Origin of the sequence: Chryseobacterium soldanellicola, assembly GCF_900100115.1 — a bacterium.
Taxonomy (GTDB): Bacteria; Bacteroidota; Bacteroidia; order Flavobacteriales; family Weeksellaceae; genus Chryseobacterium; species Chryseobacterium soldanellicola.
Genome location: NZ_FNKL01000003.1, coordinates 498,262 through 520,464, shown reverse-complemented (window position 1 = coordinate 520,464; position 22,203 = coordinate 498,262). Strand labels below are relative to the sequence as shown.

At 32.9% G+C, this 22,203-nt stretch carries 23 protein-coding genes; 15 read left to right on the top strand and 8 right to left on the bottom strand.

Annotated elements, in window-relative coordinates; all coding sequences use genetic code 11:
- Positions 1-44: 44 nt before the first annotated feature.
- The 3 genes from BLT04_RS11900 to BLT04_RS11890 are packed head-to-tail and all read right to left on the bottom strand — an operon-like array spanning position 45 to position 2,542.
- Positions 45-743, bottom strand: coding sequence for a CDP-alcohol phosphatidyltransferase family protein (locus BLT04_RS11900; RefSeq protein WP_089756026.1), 699 nt, complete (start codon positions 741-743; stop codon positions 45-47).
- Position 744: 1 nt separating this feature from the next.
- The gene (locus tag BLT04_RS11895; RefSeq protein WP_170828473.1) at positions 745-1,608 is read right to left on the bottom strand and encodes a lysylphosphatidylglycerol synthase transmembrane domain-containing protein; all 864 of its coding nucleotides are present in this window, start codon (positions 1,606-1,608) and stop codon (positions 745-747) included.
- Positions 1,589-2,542: a glycosyltransferase family 2 protein gene (locus BLT04_RS11890; protein WP_089756024.1), complete on the bottom strand. Its 954-nt coding sequence runs from the start codon at positions 2,540-2,542 to the stop codon at positions 1,589-1,591. Before BLT04_RS11890 ends, BLT04_RS11895 begins: the two co-directional genes overlap by 20 nt.
- A gap of 71 nt (positions 2,543-2,613) precedes the next feature.
- Here BLT04_RS11890 and BLT04_RS11885 point away from each other — a divergent pair, with 71 nt between their 5' ends.
- From BLT04_RS11885 to BLT04_RS11835, 11 genes are all read left to right on the top strand, one after another.
- Complete coding sequence (locus BLT04_RS11885) at positions 2,614-4,242, top strand: ArnT family glycosyltransferase (protein ID WP_089756023.1); 1,629 nt, start codon at positions 2,614-2,616, stop codon at positions 4,240-4,242.
- Between the two features lie 150 nt (positions 4,243-4,392).
- A complete protein-coding gene (locus BLT04_RS11880; RefSeq protein WP_089756022.1) occupies positions 4,393-4,812 on the top strand; it encodes a DUF2147 domain-containing protein in 420 nt (139 codons plus the stop codon).
- Positions 4,813-4,917: 105 nt separating this feature from the next.
- Entirely contained in the window at positions 4,918-5,415 is a 498-nt protein-coding gene (locus BLT04_RS11875; RefSeq protein ID WP_089756021.1) for an RNA polymerase sigma factor, read from the top strand.
- Between the two features lies 1 nt (position 5,416).
- The gene (locus BLT04_RS11870) at positions 5,417-6,025 is read left to right on the top strand and encodes a hypothetical protein (protein WP_089756020.1); all 609 of its coding nucleotides are present in this window, start codon (positions 5,417-5,419) and stop codon (positions 6,023-6,025) included.
- A 98-nt stretch (positions 6,026-6,123) separates the two neighbouring features.
- Positions 6,124-7,104, top strand: a complete 981-nt coding sequence (locus tag BLT04_RS11865; RefSeq protein ID WP_089756019.1) for a pyruvate dehydrogenase complex E1 component subunit beta — start codon at positions 6,124-6,126, stop codon at positions 7,102-7,104.
- 121 nt (positions 7,105-7,225) lie between these two features.
- Positions 7,226-9,220 (top strand): KUP/HAK/KT family potassium transporter, encoded by a 1,995-nt coding sequence (locus tag BLT04_RS11860; RefSeq protein WP_089756018.1) that lies wholly within the window; start codon positions 7,226-7,228, stop codon positions 9,218-9,220.
- Between the two features lie 68 nt (positions 9,221-9,288).
- Positions 9,289-9,762 (top strand): Fur family transcriptional regulator, encoded by a 474-nt coding sequence (locus BLT04_RS11855; RefSeq protein ID WP_089756017.1) that lies wholly within the window; start codon positions 9,289-9,291, stop codon positions 9,760-9,762.
- A 3-nt stretch (positions 9,763-9,765) separates the two neighbouring features.
- Positions 9,766-11,508, top strand: a complete 1,743-nt coding sequence (locus BLT04_RS11850; protein ID WP_089756016.1) for an OstA-like protein — start codon at positions 9,766-9,768, stop codon at positions 11,506-11,508.
- Positions 11,509-12,032: 524 nt separating this feature from the next.
- Positions 12,033-13,208 carry an aspartate aminotransferase family protein gene (locus BLT04_RS11845; RefSeq protein WP_089756424.1) on the top strand — a complete coding sequence of 392 codons (1,176 nt, stop codon included), beginning with the start codon at positions 12,033-12,035 and terminating at the stop codon, positions 13,206-13,208.
- A gap of 188 nt (positions 13,209-13,396) precedes the next feature.
- The gene (locus BLT04_RS11840; RefSeq protein ID WP_029294636.1) at positions 13,397-13,783 is read left to right on the top strand and encodes an START-like domain-containing protein; all 387 of its coding nucleotides are present in this window, start codon (positions 13,397-13,399) and stop codon (positions 13,781-13,783) included.
- A gap of 76 nt (positions 13,784-13,859) precedes the next feature.
- Positions 13,860-14,669: an aminotransferase class IV gene (locus BLT04_RS11835; RefSeq protein ID WP_089756015.1), complete on the top strand. Its 810-nt coding sequence runs from the start codon at positions 13,860-13,862 to the stop codon at positions 14,667-14,669.
- A 333-nt stretch (positions 14,670-15,002) separates the two neighbouring features.
- Here the strand turns inward: BLT04_RS11835 and BLT04_RS11830 are convergent, their stop codons facing one another.
- Positions 15,003-15,554 (bottom strand): YqgE/AlgH family protein, encoded by a 552-nt coding sequence (locus BLT04_RS11830; RefSeq protein ID WP_089756014.1) that lies wholly within the window; start codon positions 15,552-15,554, stop codon positions 15,003-15,005.
- A gap of 23 nt (positions 15,555-15,577) precedes the next feature.
- Here BLT04_RS11830 and pdxH point away from each other — a divergent pair, with 23 nt between their 5' ends.
- On the top strand, positions 15,578-16,219 hold the full coding sequence (gene pdxH, locus BLT04_RS11825; RefSeq protein WP_089756423.1) for a pyridoxamine 5'-phosphate oxidase: 642 nt from the start codon (positions 15,578-15,580) through the stop codon (positions 16,217-16,219).
- A gap of 177 nt (positions 16,220-16,396) precedes the next feature.
- Here the strand turns inward: pdxH and BLT04_RS11820 are convergent, their stop codons facing one another.
- The gene (locus BLT04_RS11820) at positions 16,397-16,687 is read right to left on the bottom strand and encodes an HU family DNA-binding protein (RefSeq protein WP_089756013.1); all 291 of its coding nucleotides are present in this window, start codon (positions 16,685-16,687) and stop codon (positions 16,397-16,399) included.
- 399 nt (positions 16,688-17,086) lie between these two features.
- On the opposite strand from BLT04_RS11820, the gene panD reads away from it, so the two are divergent.
- From panD to BLT04_RS11805, 3 genes are all read left to right on the top strand, one after another.
- Entirely contained in the window at positions 17,087-17,437 is a 351-nt protein-coding gene (gene panD / locus BLT04_RS11815) for an aspartate 1-decarboxylase (RefSeq protein ID WP_089756012.1), read from the top strand.
- Between the two features lie 4 nt (positions 17,438-17,441).
- A complete protein-coding gene (locus BLT04_RS11810; protein WP_170828472.1) occupies positions 17,442-18,458 on the top strand; it encodes a lysylphosphatidylglycerol synthase transmembrane domain-containing protein in 1,017 nt (338 codons plus the stop codon).
- Positions 18,459-18,637: 179 nt separating this feature from the next.
- A complete protein-coding gene (locus BLT04_RS11805; RefSeq protein ID WP_089756010.1) occupies positions 18,638-19,213 on the top strand; it encodes a TerD family protein in 576 nt (191 codons plus the stop codon).
- Between the two features lie 49 nt (positions 19,214-19,262).
- Here the strand turns inward: BLT04_RS11805 and BLT04_RS11800 are convergent, their stop codons facing one another.
- From BLT04_RS11800 to BLT04_RS11790, 3 genes are all read right to left on the bottom strand, one after another.
- A complete protein-coding gene (locus BLT04_RS11800) occupies positions 19,263-19,880 on the bottom strand; it encodes a hypothetical protein (RefSeq protein ID WP_089756009.1) in 618 nt (205 codons plus the stop codon).
- A gap of 174 nt (positions 19,881-20,054) precedes the next feature.
- Positions 20,055-20,438, bottom strand: coding sequence for a tetratricopeptide repeat protein (locus tag BLT04_RS11795; RefSeq protein WP_089756008.1), 384 nt, complete (start codon positions 20,436-20,438; stop codon positions 20,055-20,057).
- A 247-nt stretch (positions 20,439-20,685) separates the two neighbouring features.
- A complete protein-coding gene (locus BLT04_RS11790; RefSeq protein ID WP_089756007.1) occupies positions 20,686-22,092 on the bottom strand; it encodes a hypothetical protein in 1,407 nt (468 codons plus the stop codon).
- Positions 22,093-22,203 lie beyond the last annotated feature (111 nt).

Sequence of the window (22,203 nt, the reverse complement as noted above, 5' to 3'; positions counted from 1 at the left end):
GAGCTGATTAAAGGTTACGATTAGTTATCACTCAAAACTCAACACTAATTAAGTTGTTTTTGAAATATAATTGAGATTAAGATATAATAAATGATCACCATCGGAATTCCGACTGTTTTAAAGATCAGCAAAATAATGACAGAGCCGATCAATAAAGCGATTTTTGGATAATTGTCCTGCAGTTTCATTGATTTGAATTTCATTGCAATCATTTTAACCGGACTAATCAGGAGCCACGAACAAATTACCGTTAAAGCAAGCAGATACATATTGTTGTTGAATAAAAACCCAAAGCTTTGATTTTCTTTAAAAGCATAAAACAAACCGAAAATTAAAATAGTATTTGAAGGGGTATTCAATCCTTTAAAATAATATTTCTGATCTTCATCCAAATTGAAAATCGCCAGTCTTAAACATGAAAAAACCGTCACCAGAAACCCTAAATAATAATACCAGGGAATTTCTGTAAATGAACCTTTTGTCAACGCCACAAACAAAGTCAATCCCGGAACAAAACCGAAGCTCACCATATCTGCAAGGGAATCCAATTGAACACCCAAGTTAGAATTTGCTTTTAATGCTCTCGCTACAAATCCGTCAAAAAAATCTAAAACCAATGAAAGAATAATGCAGATCGCAGTTGTTTTATAATCTCCCAAAAGAAGATGAACCGCACCGACACATCCCGAAAATAAGTTTCCCAGAGTGATCGCATTTGCCAGATTATTTTTTATAAAATTCATGTTATTTTTCTGTAAGTTTTAAATTTAACTTTCTTAATTGAAATATAATTCCAAAAAAGGAAAAAAATGCAGTAATTACCGTAAAAAGTAACGATGCCGAAACTGAAACTGAAGGATCAAAATTAAAATATTTTGAAGCCTGAAGAAAAAGCATTTCCCGCACCCCAATTCCCGCGAAAGATACTAAACTTAAAACAGAGCTTCCAAGAAAAGTGACCGTATAAATCGTAAAATTATCATTTAATCCTAAGCTTTTCATGATTAAAATAAAGCAAATAACCTGTAAAAGCTGTATTAATATTGACATTGAAAAAGTTTTAAAGAAAATGTCTTTATAAGTCGAAAAAAACTTCTTTGTAATAAAAAACGTAAAAGCGATTCCGATTATAATTAAAGCAATGATTAAAATAATCCACTGATTTTCAAATAAAAATGCTGAAAAAGTGAGAATTAGAACGCAAATCGCCAAAAGCCCGCTCAATCGGTCATTGAAAAGGGAAGAAGTGATTTTTTTTGCGCTCCAGCCGAATTTTTTATTTAAAATATACACTTTGTAAGCATCACCGCCGATTCCTCCGGGAATGAAAAAGTTATAGAACATTCCCAAAAAATAAAGTTCTACATTACTTCTGAAATCCAGATTAAAATCATTTGAATGTAAATAGATTTCAAGCCTTTTTGTCGATAAAACCTGCGATCCCAAAAAGAAAACAGCGGCAAGAATGACATAAAAAACATTAATGGTGGACCAAAGTTTCGCAACATCACGAAACGGTATTTTTTTGAACACAAAATACAGCAATGCAATGCTGATAAGGATTTTTACCGCATTGAGAAGAAGTTTTTTAAGCTTTGTTTTCTCCAAAATTTGTAATTTTTCTGATATTGAAAGGTCGTTTGCTTTGTGATTCGTAATAGGTTTTCATCAACATATCGATGATAATTCCTGTCGTGAAAAACTGTATTCCGATAAAAGCCAAAAGTACGCCTAAAATCAATAAAGGTCTTCCGCCAATGTCATGTCCCATCAATTTTACGACCAAAAGATAAACATTGATCAGCATTCCGAGCACAAAAGCCGCCAAACCGATATTTCCGAAAAGATAAATCGGTTTTGAAAGATATTTTTGGTTGAATAAAACCAAAAGTAAGTCATTAATTACTTTAAAAGTTCTGTTCATCCCATATTTTGAAACACCAAACTGTCTTGCGTGGTGTTTTACGGGCATTTCTGTGATTCTTGCACCGTTCAGATGCGCCATTAAGCTGATAAAACGGTGATTTTCACCATATAAGTTCAGGTCTTTTGCGGTGTCCTGAGTAAAAACTTTTAGGGCACAACCCTGATCTGAAATATTAAGCTTTGTGGTTCTTTTAATAATAAAATTCGCAATTCTGGAAGGAATTGTCCTTACGGAAGAATCTTTTCTTTTCTGGCGTTTTCCTACAACTAGGTCATAATCACCACTTTCCAGAAGATTAACCATCGCAGGAATATCACTCGGATCGTTTTGCAAATCGCCATCCAGTGTAATAATGTAATCTCCCGTTGCATAATCGAAACCCGCCATCATCGCGGAGCTTTGCCCGTAATTTTTCTTCAGTTGAATCAAAACTACGCTTGGATCATTTTTTTCATTAATTTCTTTTACTGTTCCATCTTTTGAATTGTCATCGATTAAGATGAGCTCGTATTTATAGCCATTCATGGCGTCTTTGATACGATCTATAAGAATTCCGGCATTGCCTTCTTCATTATACATTGGGATGACCAAAGAGTAAAATTTATTATGATCCATTAAGTTTGTATTGATTTATTAAATTTGCATTGAAAATGCTATTGCAAAAATACTAAAAAAACTATCTTCTTATGAATGAAAATCAACTGCTGTCACCAAGCCAGATATTATGGTTATATATCGGTTTTTCAATAGTTTATATTTCAGGCTTGTTTATTCCGCTTATGGAAAATGATTCGGCACAGCACGCATCGATGGCGATGAGGATGGCTCTGAACAATGATTTTCTGAATATTTTTAAAGGTGAAAACCCGTATCTGGACAAACCGCATATGCATTTTTGGCTGGCTGCTTTATCCATGAAAGCCTTCGGGATCAATCATATTGCTTATAGAATTCCGGCGTTGCTGTGCCTGGCTTTAGGTGCTTTTTCAACAAAAAAACTAACGGATTTACTGTATAATAATTCAAATACAAGCTACGTTGCTTCGCTGATCTTTCTTTCGGCGCAAACGATTATTCTTTCGGCGCATGATGTGAGAACGGATGCGGTTCTGACGGGATTTATCATTTTTGCAGTATGGCAGTTTGTAAAATTTATCAAAACTCAAAATATTTCGAGCGTTATTTTTGCCGGATTGGGAACTGCTTTGGCTTTTTCTTCAAAAGGTTTGATGGCGATTGTGATTATCGGGTTTTGTATTTTCGCCTATTTGCTGTATTCAAGGGAATGGAAGAGGTTTTTTAACTTTAAAATAAGTATCGCAGCGATAAGTTTTGCCATCGGGATTTTACCGATTCTATATGCTTATTATCATCAGTTTGGGCAAGAAGGAATTCAATTTATTTTATTTAATCAAAGTGTCAACAGATTGACTGCGAGTGGCTTTGAAGAAACAAGTCCGGATTATTTTTTCTTTTTTCATACGTTGTTGTGGGCATTTTTACCTTTTTCTCTCGCTTTTTATTTTGGAGTTTTTGAGAAAACTGCATTTTTCATTAAAAACAGATTCCGGAAAATTGATGGCGTTGAATTTTTAACATTGGGAGGCTTTTGGCTGGTAATGATCGTTTTTTCAGCTTCGAAATTTAAGCTTCCACATTATTTGAACGGCCTAATTGCGGTTTTAGCGGTTTTGACATCGGGATATTTATTTGAATTGTTTAGAAAGAATTCAGTTAAAAAAATAAAGGTTTTATATATAATTCAAATGGTCGTGGTTTTTGGAACAATGTTGGGGGTTAGTTTGCTGACTTACTTTTTTTCCGGAGCTCCGAATATTGTCATGTATATTCTGACAATTTTGATTTTTATTTATTTAATTATTAAAATTTTTACAAAAGAAAATATCTTTAAAAAGTATGTTTTTGTTTCGCTTGTTTTTGCAATTGGTGTAAATATTTTCCTTAATACCCAATTTTATCCCGTCCTTACCCAATATCAGGGCAGTTTGAGACTAGCGGAATATGTGAATGAAAATAAGATTGAAAAAGATAAAATTTTTATGTTAAAAGGTTACGAACCCTGGGCTTTTGATTTTTATACGAAAAGAAACACACCGCGAGTGGAAGGAAATACATTGAGAAAAGGTGATTATCTCGTGATTTATAACGAGCAGCTGAAAGATTTGGGAAGAAATTATAAGATTATAGATCAGGAAAATCATTTTGGTATAACAAGATTGTCTTTAAAATTCCTGAATCCTAAAACGCGTTCTGAGCAATATGAGAAGATGTCTCTGATCCAGATTGTAGAATAAATTTAATGAATGTTTAGTTTTAAAACTTGGTACATCTATTGTTATATATGCCTTGGATAATAAAAGTTTTTGTTTGTTTAAAATTAATTTATATTTTTAGCAATAAATAGAGAACAAAAATCTTTTATCGGAATTAAAACTATAAGAAATATGAAAAAATTATTATTAACATTCGTTCTTTCCTTATTTGGCGTATTGTCATTTGCACAAATCGAAGGAAAGTGGAAAACCATAGATGATGAGACAAAACAGGCAAAATCTATTGTTGAAATCTATAAAAAAACAGACGGAAAATATTACGGGAAAGTATCTCAATTATTGATAAAACCTGCAAATCCTAACTGTGTTGACTGTAAAGATGACAGAAAAAACAAACCGATTTTAGGTATGGAAATCATCAGAGGGTTAAAAAAAGACGGCGATGAATTTACCGGAGGTACAATTACAGATCCTAAAACAGGGAAAACTTACAAATGTACCATCACAAGAAGCGGTGATCAGCTGAACGTAAGAGGATACATCGGTCTATCTTTAATCGGAAGAACGCAAACTTGGCAGAAAGCAAATTAAGCAAAGTTTACATAAAATTAATAAACGGCATTTCATTTAAAATGAGATGTCGTTTTTTTATTTAAAAAATGTGTAACGAAAATAAAAATTACACACTTATAGATTATGAGCACAAATTTGGAAAAATCATTTATTAGTCTTTTTAAAGATAATCAGCGAATTATTCATAAGGTATGTAGGATCTATACAGATAATGCTGAAGATCATGAAGACCTTTTTCAGGAAATTACAATTCAGCTTTGGAAATCATTTCCCGGCTTCAAAGGTGAAGCAAAATTTTCTACATGGATGTATCGCGTTGCCTTAAATACAGCTATTTCGTTATTTCAGAAATCGAAAAAAAGAGAGATTGAAAAATCACCAATTGATATTTCAATCATAAAAACAGAGTATGAAAGTTACGAAGATGACGGACATAAGCTGAAAAAGATGTATCAGGCAATTCACAGTTTATCGGATATCGAAAAAGCATTGATTATGATGTATCTGGAAGATAAACCCTATAAAGAAATAGGAGAGATTCTAGGTATCACGGAAGGAAATGCAAGAGTAAAAATGAACAGAGCGAAAAATAATTTAAAACAAAAGATAGACACAAAATAATATGGAAGAATTAGAACTTTTAAAAAAAGACTGGAATAAGAAATCTGATGATTTTAAAGATTATTCTGAAAAAGAGATTCACAAAATGATAAAGCAAAAATCTGTTTCTGTCACGAAAACTTTATTTGTTACTGGTTCAATTGAGATTGTTCTTTGGGCTGTTTACGGATATATTGACGGGTATTTTCCTTATACAAGAATGAGTTTATTTGGTGTTTTTTTCGGACTGGTTATTTATTTCTTCAATAAAATAAGTACTGGGGAAACTTCAATTTCATTAATGAAAAATATTTTAAACTTAAGAAAAATAATTTTCGGATATGCAGGAATTTCTTTTCTTTTAATTGTTTTAGTGAATGTTATTGATTTTAAAAATAATACTAAAGATTTCATGGCTGGACTTAGTGATGGATATAATCATAATAATCTTCATACTACGAATGCTGAACAGATGACTCCTGAACTTGGAAATTATATAGTCTTTGGCGCTGCTTTAATAATTGTGGTATATTTGTTATATGTGATTTATAAAAAAACATATGGCAAAATACTTTTTGATCTTAAAAAAAATTATAAAGAATTAAGTGAAATTGAAGAAAACTTAGTTTAAATAAAATTAATAGAGGATAATCATTCAATGAGATGTCGTTTTTGTTATGTGTATAATAAAAAAACACTATTTTTGTACTCTAAATTTTTCAAATAAATATGGCAGAATATACTTTTCGTGAGGTAATTGCACAGGCAATGAGCGAGGAAATGCGTAAAGACGAATCCATCTTTTTAATGGGGGAGGAAGTTGCAGAATACAATGGTGCATATAAGGCTTCAAAAGGAATGCTGGATGAATTTGGTCCTAAAAGAGTAATCGATACACCAATCGCTGAGCTTGGTTTTACAGGTATTGCTGTAGGTGCTGCAATGAACGGTAACAGACCAATTGTAGAATATATGACATTCAATTTTTCTTTGGTAGGAATTGATCAGATTATTAATAACGCTGCAAAAATCCGTCAGATGAGCGGTGGCCAGTGGAACTGTCCGATCGTTTTCAGAGGTCCTACTGCTTCGGCAGGTCAGTTGGGTGCAACACACTCTCAGGCTTTTGAAAACTGGTTTGCCAACGTTCCGGGACTTAAAGTTGTAGTTCCTTCAAATCCATACGATGCGAAAGGATTATTAAAAACAGCGATTCAGGATAATGATCCTGTAATCTTCATGGAATCTGAGCAGATGTACGGTGATAAAATGGAAATTCCTGAGGAAGAGTACTATTTACCGATCGGTAAAGCAGATATCAAGAGAGAAGGTACGGATGTAACGCTGGTTTCTTTCGGAAAAATTATGAAATTGGCTATTCAGGCTGCTGAAGATATGGCTAAAGAAGGTATTTCTGTGGAAGTAATTGACCTTAGAACGGTTCGTCCTTTGGATTTTGATACGGTTTTAGCGTCTGTAAAGAAAACAAACAGATTGGTTATTTTGGAAGAAGCCTGGCCATTTGCTTCAGTTTCTTCAGAGATTACTTATATGGTACAGCAAAAAGCATTTGATTATCTGGATGCTCCGATCAAGAGAATTACTACTCCTGATGCGCCTGCGCCTTACTCTGCTGCGTTATTTGCAGAATGGTTCCCTAAACTTGAAAAAGTGAAAGAGGAAATCAAAAAAGCGATGTATGTTAAATAATTAAATGATTATAGAGAAAAACTTCCGAAAGGAAGTTTTTTCATTTATTATATTCATGAAGAATAATTCTTGGCGTCGTAAATTTAGTATAAATTTGCGCGTTTAAAATAAATAAGCTGATATGGCAGACGTTACAGAAGGTGGTCATCATTTTGACATAAAAAAACTTTCTTTTATTGGAGTTTTGGTCTCTCTAGGAATTGTTTTCGGAGATATCGGAACATCGCCGCTTTACGTAATGAAAGCGATTGTAAATGCAAGAGACGGTGGGAGCAATATGCCTTTCAATGAATACATAGAAGGGGCTCTTTCATGTATTATCTGGACCCTTACGCTCCAGACCACCATTAAATATGTAATTATTGCCTTACGGGCGGATAATAAAGGGGAAGGAGGTATTTTAGCTTTATTTTCTTTGGTTAAAAACCTTAAAAAAGGCTGGTTATACCTTATTGCTATTGTAGGGGCAGCAGCCCTGATTGCAGATGGAGTTATAACACCATCGCTTACGGTAATGTCAGCAATCGAAGGTCTTGAAATTTACAATCCTCACACACCGGTTGTTCCAATTACGATCGGAATTCTGATTTTGATATTTGTTGTACAGCAATTTGGGACCAGCTTTATCGGGAAGTTTTTCGGTCCGGTAATGGTTGTCTGGTTCTTGGTATTAGGTGGTTTGGGAATCATGCATTTAAGCGAAAATTTTGAGATTTTAAGATCTTTTAATCCATATTATGCTTACAAGCTTATAGCTAATTCTCCAAGTGCGATTGTCATACTAGGAGCGGTTTTCCTTTGTACGACGGGAGCAGAAGCTCTTTATTCGGATTTAGGACATTGCGGTGCCAAAAATATCAGAGTAAGCTGGGTTTTTGTAAAAATCATGCTGATCTTAAACTATCTTGGTCAAGGTTCATGGCTATTAAGTAACTATGGAAAAGCAGGATTTTCAACAGTCAATCCGTTTTTCGGAATTATGGAAGAATGGATGATTTTACCAGGGGTAATTTTGGCAACAGGTGCAGCAATTATTGCAAGTCAGGCCTTAATTACGGGTTCTTTTACAATCTTTTCAGAAGCAATGTCCCTTAATTTATGGCCGAATCAAAAAATTGATTATCCATCGGGGGTTAAAGGCCAAATGTATATTCCAAGGATCAATTGGGGGCTTTTAATTTTATGTATCATCGTAGTTTTACACTTCAGGGAATCTGGGAAAATGGAAGCCGCATACGGGCTTTCAATTACCGTAACCATGTTGATGACCACTATTTTATTAATGTTCTGGCTTCTGAAACACAGGGTTAATAAAGGGCTTATCCTTGTTTTTGCTTTAGTGTATATGGCGATAGAATTAGGATTTTTCAGTGCTAATATTATTAAATTCTTCGAAGGCGGCTGGATTACGGTTATCTTGGGAGGATTCATCGGAGTCTGCATGTATGCATGGTACAACGGAAGACTGATTAAAACCAAATTCATCAATTTTGTAAAGATTGAAAGTTATGTTTCTATAATTAAGGATATGAAACTGGATGAAACAATTCCTAAATATGCTACCAATCTTGCTTATCTGAGCCGCGCAAAAAGAAATGATGAGGTAGAATCAAAAATTATCTATTCCATCATCAAAAAACAACCGAAAAGAGCAGATCATTATTTTATATTAAGCATTGTTAATCAGGAAGATCCGTTTACATTTAAATATACGGTAGACGAAATTTTACCGGGAACGGTTTATAAGATCAATTTCCTTTTAGGATTTAAAGTTGACCGTAGAATTAATGATTATTTTCATATGGTTTTAAAAGATTTAATGGCTGACGGTACGATTCCTTCAAAAAGCAGCCACCCGTCTTTAAGAGCTCACAATATACCGCCGGATCTGAAATATGTAGTTATAGATAACACCTATATCAACGATATACTTTTAACGGTTAAACAAAAAATTACACTGAATATTTACAATTTTGTGAAGTATATCGGAAGTGATGATTTCAAGTCTTGGGGAGTCACTTCACACAATGTAGTTGTGGAATCTGCGCCGATCACAGAGCTTACGGTTTACGATCATAAAATCGAGCAGGCAGAATTTTTACGCCACAATAGTTAATATCCTTTAACATTATAGTCTGCCATTTATTTAAATAAAAATCGATAAATTTGTAGATAATTTTTTTAATGGATACTTTACAAAAAGAAAAAAATATTGCTTTAATCAAAGATGTTTTAAGGAACTACTTATTAGAAAAAGGTTTCAGAAACACGCCTGAAAGATATACTATATTGGAAGAAATCTATAATATGGATCACCACTTCAATGTAGACGACCTTTATCTGCTGATGCTTCAGAAAAAATATCATGTATCTAAAGCTACAATTTACAATACGATTGAGATTTTCCTTGATGCTGGGCTGATCCGTAAACATCAGTTTGGGGAGAAAACTTTGACCTCTTCATCTTATGAAAAGTCTTACTTTGATAAGCAGCATGACCATTTGGTGATCTATAAAAAAGACTCGGATAAAGAGATTGAAGAGATCATTGAATTTTGTGACCCAAGAATTCAAGGGATAAAAGAAGCTATTGAAGATGCTTTTGGTGTAAAAATTGATTCTCATTCGCTGTATTTTTATGGCACTAAGAATGATTAATCAATGAGACTGATACTTTTTTTATTAGTTTTTATTTCTACGATTACTTTTGCGCAGGACAAACAGAAGCCAGTGCAGAGGGATCCCTATTTGCAGTCTCCTGCAAAATCTCAGGCGCTAACGGTAAATCCCGGAGACAGAGTAAAAATCCTCAATGCAGACGAAATTAAAAAAGATCCCGATAAGTACGACGGTAACAGGTTTCTTGTCGGTAATGTGAGAATCGAGCACCAGGGCTCTATCCTTACAGCGGATGAGGTTATTTTATATGAAGAGGAAAATTTCGTAAAAGCTATCGGGAACACAAGGCTTCAGAATGTTGACGGCTCTGTAATTACTGCCGGAGAAATGGAATACGATGCCAATACTCAAAAAGGGGTAGCACGGAAAAATGTTGTTCTTACCGATCCGAAACAGACGATCCGGACCGATATTTTGTATTACGACAGGCTTTCAAATCAGGCCTATTTCAATACGGGCGGAACAATTACTGACGGCCAAAGTACCATGTACACAAAGTCTGCCACCTATTTTCTGGATACAAAAATGATTGATTTCCTTGGGAATGTAAAAATTGATAATCCCGATTATATCGTAGAAGGAATTAATATTAAACAAAATCAAAATACAAAAGTTGCGGAATTCTTCGGTCCGACTACAATTACAAGGCGGGATAATCCCAAAAATCGCGTTTATACAGAAAGAGGGACCTATAAAATGAATTCTAAAGAAGTTTATCTGAATAAAAATTCTAAAATTTTTTACAATGATAAAATTCTGACGGGCGATGATATGTATTACAATCAGATCACCGGTTTTGGTACGGCTACAGGCAATGTAACGCTGGACGACCCGAATGAAAAAAGATGGATAAAAGGTGGCTACGGAGAGATTTTCGAAAAGAAAGATTCTGCGATGATGACCAAAAATCCGTACGCTGTGAAAGCTTTTGAAAAAGATTCTATGTATTTTGCGGCCGAGAAAATTATTTCTTACCAAAAACCTGATTCTTTAGATATAAAAGTTAAAAAAAGCTTTCTGCGCGCTTTTAAAAAAGGCAGATTTTACAAGTCAAATGCGCAGGGAAGAGCGGATTCTATTGCTTTTAATGAAACAGACGGTGTAATGCATATGTACACCAAACCTATTCTCTGGAGCGGCGAAAAGCAGGTTACAGGTGATAAAGTAGAGGCATATTTTAATACTGAAAATGAAAATATTGATTCTCTGAAGGTAATCGGAAATGCTTTTGCCATCAGTAAGGTTGATTCTTTAACGTTAAAAGATGAATTTAACCAGGTAAAAGGAAAGCTGATGACCGTTTATTATGAGAAAAACGATATTAAGGAAGCCAAAGTAATCGGAAACGCCCAAGCGATAAGTTATGCGGACGATTTTAATGAAAAGACGAAAAAAAATGAAAGAATTGGTATTTCTCTGACATCTTGCGGAATTATTGATGCTGTTTTTGAAGAAAAAGCTTTACAAATTGTTTCCTGTAATATCGGTGCCAATTCAGATACGTACCCGATGAGTAAAATTGAACCTTCTAAAAGGAAATTTCCTGATTTTAACTGGAATACAACAGATCGGATAAGAAAATGGCAAGACATTCTCGTAGATACTCCAAATTATGAGGAAATAAAATATGAAACAGACGATTCCCTTTATAATAAAGCACAGGACGCTGTAGAAAAGGAAAAGGCAAAAGAAGAAGCCAAAAAGCCAAAACGAACAAGAAAATAATTAGAAAAAGTAGAGTTATTTTCTCAATATATTCATAAGCCATTAGTTTTTAATAGAAAATGATGGCTTATTTTTTAGGAATAATGAAGGAAAAGTTGTCTACAATATATACTTTAAGACTTTTTTATGTTAATTTTTTTTAACATTTTATTCATTACTGTGTGAATGCTGAATCTTTATCAGTAAGCAGTTCTTATTATGTAATTTTTATCTCACTTTATTTTGATTTATATTATTTTCATTTAATTGTTAAATATTTTATGAAATAGTTATTTTAATTAACAATATTTTATATATTTATCATATCAATCGGTTTAAATATTGATTCAAACTTTAAATAAAAATTATTATCATTATTAACCAACAGCAGAAAGTCCTATAAGCACGGTGAAAAAAATTTATATATTTTGTGATTTGGTGTATTGCCCTTGATTTTTAATTGAGGGTAATTTTTTTCTATTAAGATAATTTCGGCGTTTGATGAATGTTCTTTAGTTTTGCTGAAAGTTTTCAAGATTATGGAAATGCAAAAAGATTTTTTTATATATCAGGCTCAAACCACAAAGTTTGCAGCAGGTTTTGAAGTTGAAAAAGCGCAAGGAAGCTATATTTACGGAAAAGACGGGAGAAGATATCTTGATTTCGTGGCAGGAGTTTCTGCCAATACATTGGGGCATTCTCATCCAAAAATTGTTGAGGCCATAAAAGAACAGGCGGAAAAATATCTTCATGTAATGGTTTATGGCGAATATGCCCAGGAAAAACCGATAGCTTTATGTAAATTATTAGCCCAATCAACACCTGAGCCTTTAGAAATTACTTATTTGGTGAACAGTGGGGCGGAAGCCATTGACGGAAGCTTAAAATTAGCCAAAAGATACACGGGAAGAGAAGAAATTGTCTCTTTCAAAAACTCTTACCACGGAAATACACATGGCGCTTTGAGTGTTTCAGGAAATGAAGCCCATAAGCGAGAATTTCGTCCCTTATTGCCAATGGTTTCTTTTATTGAATTTAATAATGAAAAAGATTTTGATAAAATCACGGAAAAAACAGCTTGCGTTATCCTGGAAACAATTCAGGGAGCAGCTGGTTTTCTAATTCCCAATGATAATTATCTCATTAATTTAAAAAAGAGATGTGAGGAAGTAGGAGCGCTTTTGATTTTAGATGAAATTCAACCGGGATTCGGAAGAACCGGAAAATTATTCTCTTTTGAGCATTACGGGATTGTACCCGATATTTTGGTGATGGGCAAAGGAATGGGCGGCGGTGTGCCTGTAGGAGCTTTTATGAGCTCAAAAGAAATTATGGAATCATTAAGCCATTCTCCAAAGCTTGGCCATATCACAACTTTTGGTGGGAATCCTTTGATCGCAGCATCAAGCTATGCGACGCTGAAAGAAGTTCTGGAAAGTGGTTTGATGAACGAAGTTGACAAAAAAGAAAAGCTGTTCAGGGAGTTGCTTGTTCATCCTAAAATCCGGAATATCAACGGAAAAGGCTTAATGTTGGCCGTTAATCTCGGCTCACCGGAATATACCTTATCTGTGGCAAAAAAATGCATGGAAAAAGGACTGATCGTTTTCTGGCAATTATATAGAAATGAATACCTTAGGATCTCTCCGCCTTTGACACTTTCTGAAGACGAAATAAGGGAAGGCTGTCAAATTATTATCGATGTTTTAAATGAAAATTAAAAAAATCTCTTCTCAAATAGGAGAGATTTTTCCGGGATTTCAAACGAAAGTTTTGTTTAAAAACTATGCTAAACATTTAATTAAAAATCTCTGATAAATATCATACATATTGTATAAAAAAGTAAACACATTTTTGTGTAATAAAAAAATTAATTTATATATTGCGGGACGATAAAAACAAAGATTATATGGCGAAACATAAAGTCCATTACGAATTTCCAATGCACTGTCTGTCAGAGATTTTATATGAATATCTGGCAACTGCGGAAGGATTATCTGAATGGTTTGCGGATGATGTGACAGAGAAAGGTGATGACTTTTTTTTCAGCTGGGGAGGAGGTCCTGCTGAGAAGGCAACTCTGATTAGGTATAAGCCTGAAGGTTTCGTGCGTTTTAGATGGGAAGAAGATGAAGGGACTAAACATTTCTTTGAAATGACCATTACTATTGACGATATTACTGAAGATTTAGCTTTAAATATTACAGACTTCTGCGAAGAGGGAGATGAAGAGGAAAACGCGATGTATTGGGAAAACCTTATAGAAAACCTTAGAATAAAATTAGGTGCCGCTTAATGGTAAGCTGTACTCAATGATAAAACTGATGAACGATTTATCGTTCATTATTTTTTTATAATCAAATCAAAAAAAGTTGGAAAATCAATATTTTACATCAGACGAATTACATGTGAAAAACAGAGCGTTTCTTTTTGGCGACGCGGTAAAGGTTTCTTTTTTTGTAAGAAACTCCAGGCTTATTATGGATGAAGAATGCTATTTTTTCCTGATGGCTTCCATGAGAAAAATGAGGATGAATATTCCTTTAAGCTATACATTAGAATTTTTCCAGTCACTTTTTCAGAAAGATATTATTGACGGAAAAGGGGTAGAAAACGGAATTATCAATTTCCAGGTTTTTAGAAATTCTGACGGCATTACATTGTCAAAATCATCGATTTCTTATTTTTATGATGTTGAAAAGATGGATGATGTTTTAGCAATTCATGAAAGACCATTGGAATTGGATTTAATTAAAGAAATTAATGTTAATAACAACCTTTTAAGCAATATCCGTGTTCACTGTCCAGAAAATATTTATGGTGGGATTTACGCACAGGAAAACGACTTGGACGATGTTATTTTATTAAACCCAAATAAAAGAATTGCCCGTTCAACTTCCGGAAACCTTTTATTTTTAGAAGGAAACGTAATTAAAGTTCCGAAAGTGTCCGAAGGCGCCTATATTTCTCCTTTAATGGAAAATTTTGTTACTTTTTTGCATAAAAATAACCTTGCAGATATTCAGGAACACGAGATTATTGCTTTTGAATCTCAGAAATCAGAAGAAATTTTAATGATCTCTGATGAAAAGGGCATATTTTCTGTAGGAAAGATTAGGAATAAAACTTTTACAGACACACGCTTTTTAGAATGGATAGAAAGCTGGAAAAAAAATTTTTAAAAAATTGACAAACCCGGTAAACAACAAAGTTCCAAAAGTCCTTTACCGGGTTTTATTCTGAATAGATCAGAATTTGTATTGTTAATAAATCATAGAATATTTCCACAATTTATTGAGCAATTTTTTTGCTAATTATTTAAATTTTCGCTTTTGTTTTACGGGAATTAGAGTTACAGCAACTCGTGGAAAGAAAAATAATATAAGTTCTTTAAGTACTTTCATTTTCTTGATTTTAATTTATCAAAGAACGTGAATTCTTTCCTAAAAATTGGTTAATGGAATCTTAAAATTTGTTAATGTTTTGCTTAGCCTTTATTTTGAATATAATTGTCTCTAATTCAATGAGATATCTTCCGGGGAATTTGCCCAGAGCAGATACTCACCGCCCAGATTTTGCATTATTGATTTCCAGAGTGTATGATCATTCGGAAGTGTATAATCCAGGTTATAAACATCTACGACAGTCCACATTTTACTAAGGATTTCGTTGTCAAGCTGACTGGCAGTCCAACCCGAATATCCCGAAAATATTTTAACATCATGAATGTCTATTTCTTTATTAAGAACAGCACTGATAATATTTTCAATATCTTCTGTCAAATAATATTCATCATTGATTTCAGAAAACACTTCAGTGACTTTTTTCTTGCCTTTAACAATAAAGAAAACCTTGTCATTTTCCACGGGGCCGCCGTCATAAACCTCGATTTTAAAATCGAAGAAATCTTTAAACTTACTACTCATTTGGCTGTTTTTTTTGTTTAATATCAAACCAAATGCACCGCTCTCATTATGTTCGATAATGAGCACCACAGATCTGGAAAAAATATCACCGGATATGTCTGGTGTGGAAATTAATATTTTACCTTTGTATGAGTAATTCATACTCAAATTTAATAAAAATATTTATGGAAAACCTGCACGACAAAAGAAAAGTGTATGATAAATCCCAACTTGTTGAAAGTGAGATAAAACAAAATCCTCTCGAGCAGTTCAGAGACTGGTTTTTGGAAGCCAGTGAAAATCCAGATATTTATGAAGCAAATGCGATGGCGATTTCTACCGTAGAAGGCGATGGTTGCCCGCGTACAAGGATGGTTTTGTTGAAAGCTTATACCTATGAAGGATTTATTTTTTACACAAATTATGACAGCAAAAAAGGAAAAGCGATAGAGAAAAATCATAAAGCGTGCCTCCATTTTTTCTGGCCGAATTTAGAACGGCAGATTATCATTAAGGCCAATCTTGAGAAAATTGCAGAAAATCTCAGCGACGGATATTTTCATTCCAGGCCGAAGGGAAGCCAGCTTGGAGCTTTTGTTTCGCCGCAAAGTCAGATCATTCCCAACAGAGAATATCTCGAAGAAAAATTAAAAGAATTAGAAAAAGAATTTGAGAACAGAGAAGTTCCAAGGCCTGAAAACTGGGGTGGCTATATCGCAAAACCTTACGAAATTGAATTTTGGCAGGGCAGGCCAAACAGGCTCCACGACAGGATTGTTTATACTTTAAATGATTTGGATTGGGAGATTTCCCGCTTGGCTCCTTAATTTTTTCGACTTCGTTCATATGAAATCGATAAAAAATGATTGTTAAAATAAAGCTATTAGTATTAGTGTTGTCACGCGGAGTCGAACGAAGCATCTCTAAATAAACAAATATTAAAAATATATCATAAAAAAACCTCATCAATCGATGAGGTTTGAATTTTTTGTAATCTGAAATGATTATTTTTTCTTAGCACCCGAAACTGCAGTAGCCAAATCAGCACCAGCTTTGAACTTAGCAACTTTTTTAGCAGCAATTTTAATCGGTTTTTTAGTTGCAGGGTTGATACCTTGTCTTGCAGCTCTCTCAGCAACTGAGAAAGTTCCGAATCCTACTAAAGAAACTTTACCGTCTTTTTTCTTCAAAGTAGTTGATACATTAGAAATGAATGATTCTAAAGCAGCTTTAGCTGCAACTTTAGTGATACCTGCATCTTTTGCAATTGCGTCGATTAATTCAGACTTGTTCATAATTTTTAATATTAAAGTTAGTTCGTAATAATAGCAAATATAATACAATTTTCTAATTGTGCAATTTTTTTATTAAAAGTTGTACAATTATTTTGATTTTTAATGAAAACGATCAAAATATGATAATTTAGCCTTTCACGAAAAATCTACGTTACACGTTACTAAAATCATGCCAAATGCTTATGTGTATTGACTTTAGCAATTTTTAAATATTATTTTTTACATTTATTAAATCCTGAATGTTGTATGAACTATTAATGGTTTTTACGATATGATTGTAAATTCTGTAAGTAAAATCGGGAAAAATTATTTTTAATAAAATTAAAAGCCTGTGTATCTGTTAGTTTGAAATTCATCTTAAAACGCTATTTTATTAATTTTTATTAATAAATTTGCAGCATGTTAATAGAAGTATTCAAGTCTAAGATTCACAGGGTAAGGGTTACGGCTTCAGACCTTAATTATATCGGGAGTATAACGATTGACGAAGACCTTATTGATGCTGCCGGGCTGGTAGTCGGAGAAAGGGTTTATATCGTGAATGTTAATAATGGTGAGCGTTTTGATACGTACATCATCAAAGGAAAAAGAAAATCAGGAGAAGTTTGTCTGAATGGTCCTGCTGCCAGAAAAGTGCAGAGAGATGATATTATCATTATTATCGCTTACGCTCAGATGACGCCGGAGGAAGCTAAAGATTTCCAGCCTAAAATCGTTTTCCCGGACGAAAAAACAAATCTTCTTACCTAATCTGATGGAAAAAAAATCAACGAGTCCCATAAAATCAGTGTTAACAATAGTAATATCGCTTGCTTTTGCAGGCTTTTTTTTATGGTTTGCCCTGAAAGGTTTGGATTTTAAAGTTATACAGAAATCATTAGCAAAAGCCAATTATTGGTGGGTGTTATTTGCTGCCTGCTTCGGAATTTCTGCCTATTGGTTCAGGGCAATTCGCTGGAATCTGATGCTGGAACCCATGGGACATGCCATTTCAAATTCAAACTCACTTTGGTCGATATCTTTTGGATATTTAATGAATTTAACGATTCCCAGAAGTGGGGAAGTGGCCAGAGCAACAGCTTTATACGGTGTTGAAAAAGTACCTGTAGATAAATCATTCGGAACAATTATTTTAGAAAGAGTCGTGGATCTGGTTTGTATGATCGGGTTTTTAGGATTGACTTTACTATTTAAATCTGAAGCTATTTTAGCATTTTATAAAGATTCCGGAATCAATATTAATCCTACAAAAATTTTAATTGCCATTTTAATATTGGTTGTGGGAACGGTTTTGTTTTTTGTGTTTAAAAAGAAACTGGCAAGCATTTCGATATTTGAAAAGATCATTAATTTTATTGATGGTATTTTCCAGGGCTTAACTTCAATATTTAAATTAAAGCAAAAAGGAAAATTCATCCTTTATACATTAGGAATCTGGATTTCGTATTATTTTGCAGCTTATCTGGTATGTTTTGCGTTACCAGAAACGTCAAATTTTACCATTGCCGACGGATTTTTGATCATCGTCGTAGGAACTTTAGGCATGATGATTCCTGCAAGTGGCGGGATCGGAGCTTTCAACCTTGCCATGAAATACGGCTTTATGGCTTTATTTATTTCAATGGGAAAAAGCGGCGAATTGGGTGGTGAAACAGGATTAACCTATTCATTTATTTCTCTGCCGTTACAGATTGTCATTATGTTGGTGATGGGATTAATTTCAATTCCAATGTTGGCAAAAGGCAGGACGAAGGCTGTTGCGGATAAATAATCAGAATTAAATGTTAACTTTAAAATATAAAGCTCAATCACTTTGGTTGGGCTTTTTTGTTGCCTGTTTTTATTAAAGGTTAATTTCTATAATCTGCAATTTACATAAATTTTTCTCACAAAATATGTTGGAAATTTCCTAAATCAGCCATAACTTCGATCAAAAGATCTAGAATAATTATGGCAATTAATTTACAGAAAGGACAAAGAATTGAAATCGGACTTACAAAAATGACCATCGGTCTCGGATGGGATCCGAATGAAGGAAAAGGATATGATTTTGACCTTGATGCTTCGGCAATTATGATTGATTCTGACAGAAAGTTGGTAAGTGAAGAGTATTTTGTTTTTTATAATAATTTAATTTCTCCCGATGGCGCATTGACACATACAGGCGATGATCCCAGCGGTAAAAACAGCGATGGAGACGACGATGAATCAATTATTATCGATCTTGAGAAAATTGATCAAAAAGTAGAAGAAATCCTTTTTGTAGTAACCATCGAAGATTTTGAACGGAGAAAACAAAATTTCGGCCAGGTCAGAAATTCATATATAAGGATTATTGACGATTCTAATAATCAGGAAATTGCAAAATACGAACTTGATGAAGATTTTTCCATCGAAACGGGCGTAGAATTCGGAAGGCTTTACAAACGCAACGGAAGCTGGAAATTTGAGGCTTCGGGAATAGGTTATAGGGCTGATCTCGGCTTTTTCTTAGAAAAATATTACAAAGGGCAAATTATAAAGTAAAAATACGAGCATACTCATTTGTAGAAATCATGCAAATTGATAATGACATTTATTGGGCGTACAATTTAATGATCGAACCTTTATAATGTTTCGTAAAATCATATAAATCAATAAAATAGTTGTATAGATTATCAGAATCAACTTTATCAACACCATTCAGATTAAACTGATTTTCGGCGAGAATATAAAGTTTTTTATAATCAGACTTCAGAAAATGCGGTAAAATATCTTCGTTTTCTTTTTTGATCATTTGAGTATAAAATATTCCGTAAATTAAGAAATGATTAAAATTTTCACAATCAGAAATAAAATTTAATCTGGATTGAGAATGTTTTTCATAATCAGAAAGTATTTTTTGAAAATTATTCACATGTGCTTCTGACGGGATTTCATAAAAAAGATCAATGCCGTTAATAAAAAGCTGGGTTTTCATTTCCTCTTTATCCAAACGGTATTCATTTTTAAACCAGTTGAAAATCTGTAATAATTCTTCCGGACTGAGCTCTTCAACAGAATCTTTTACTTTGTTTTTGATGATCTCAAGGCTTGTTTTTTTATCATCATTTAAAAAACTAAGTACATTATTTTCTTCACGGCAAAGTTTATTATACAAATTGATTTTTGCAATAACAGGATTGGTTTTTATGAAATAAAGTTCTTTCGCCATAATCTTATGTAATGCCTAGTTTTGTTGTGATTTTCTGAACTAAGGTAGCGAAAAATTTGCATTATTCAGGAATTATAAATTCAATTGTGGTATTTAATTTTACTTGTGGTTATCTTAAATTTATTTGAAAATTAATATCTGTAAGCAATGAGATCACATTGATCTTTTCCGAATTTAATGAGACTGAGGATCAAAGTAAGCTTTAAAAGTCAGCGGATGCTCAGTTTTATCTTCGGCTTCTTCAAGATATTCTAAATATTCTTCCTGATGTTTTTCCATATAAATCATTACGATGGCAAGATTGATAAAAAGGTTTTTATCTTCCGAACCTAAATCCAGCGCAGTTTTTAAATATTCAACTGCTTTTTCATTTTCGCCCATATCAGAATATACTGCTCCGATGTTGATTAAAGCAGAAGTATTTTCTGGTTCTATCAATAAAATCTCATCCAATTCTTTGATTAAAAGATCATTTAATTCATCCCAATGATCTTCATTTTCCCATCTTTTGGCCTGGAGTTTTTTTACGTTTTCTAGTCTTTGGGTGATGTTGCTCATGGTGTAAAATTACGGATTGTCAATACTTATTTTTATTTTACCTGTACTTTCCAAATAATCATTTTGGAATTTCATTTGTTACCAAAAATGGAATCAAAATATCATTATGATGAAGATTTGTGAAAGCTATAAAAACCAAATTTTTATTGGAAGAAAGCCTAATATGTAATTCAACACTGCCAATGTATTGATTTCATTATCTTTTAACTGTGATTAGCCAGATATTTTTTGGAATTTAATAAACTTATTATTCCCACAAAATATTGTTTTGAGTAAATAATTCTCTAAATGCATCGGACCAATTTCCCCAATCCCATTTTTCTTTATTCTTCTTGAGAACTAAAACAGCCTTGTTAGTTTTATCAATATTTTTAAAGCTAAACAATGTTTCCGCTAAATGGAAATAATCATAAGCAGAATTAGCTTTTTCCAGCTTGCTGAAAATTTCCTCAGAAGTATTTGTTAATTGGTTTTCTTTTGCAATATTTAAGAAAAAACTTAAACGAGTAAAGTCATTTACTACGATCTGATGTTTACATATTTTTAGCATTTTATCACTTTCATGTTTTTTTATGACATCAAGCATTAATGGGAAAATTTTTTCGCTACTGCCATAATCATTATTAAATTCTGAAAGATATATTTTATCTGAATTTAATAAGACTTTTACAAAAGATGCCGCTGCCTTCTCTGGATTGCTATTTATTAAAATCTTTGTTCCATTGTGATCTATAATATGATGATTTTCCCAAATTGACATCACTATATTTTCATAAAGAGGATCGTAATTATCTATTACGGCTTTACTTAAATTTCTTATTGAATCTTTAGGAATTGTATTCACAATATTTTTCAGCAATTCTTCCGCTTCTTTGTTTTTGAAACTTACTACTGCATCCATATAATCCTCGGAAGAAATTTTTCCCGAATACGGTGTAAGAAAACTCCAGAAGCTGGAATCAGGAAATTTTGCTATTGCAGGAAAAGCGTCTTCTTTTAGGTTTTTGATTGTTTCAATATCTTCATTTTTCTGATATTCTCCTAAAGCTTCAATAGCAGATCTATTTTTATATTTTAAAGCAAGATTTTTTATTTTTAGATAAGTTTTAGGGTTTTTATGATTACAGGTTAGGGCTTTTTCCAATAAATATCCAGATTGTACTTTATTAATAACAATTTCATTTAGCTCATCCAATTGTGACAAAAAAAAGATGTTGTCATTTTCGGATAATTCATTATAATATTTTTGGTTAAAAACCCTAAAATAAAAGATAGTTGCTAAATCATCAATTGACGATATACATCCATTTTGATTTTCTACAGAATCTTTATCAACTATAAATTGACTTAAGATTTTTTTTAGATATGGATATTTTGTATCCACTAAAGCCCAGCTAGCATAACCTTTTGAAGTGTTATTTTTTCTTTTAAGTATTAATAAAAGCTCTTCAGTAGTAGCAAATTTCTTTAGACTTTCAAAATTTTCATACTGTTTTGTTTTTTCTCCGGCAATGCCTACAGCTTCGTAATCTAAAGTATTTTCTACTTCGATATTATTAATTATTTTTTGTACCTCTGGTCTTATTTCTTGGCCAAAAACAATTAATGAATAGCAAAAAACAAATAAAATTACTAAGAGTTTATTGGATTTCATGGTTAAATCGCTATTGAAATTATAAACGGTGAAAATACATCAAATTTTATTCACCAAAAAGAAATAATAAAGCAAAAAAAGCTTCTGAAATCTCAAAAGCTCTATTTTTTT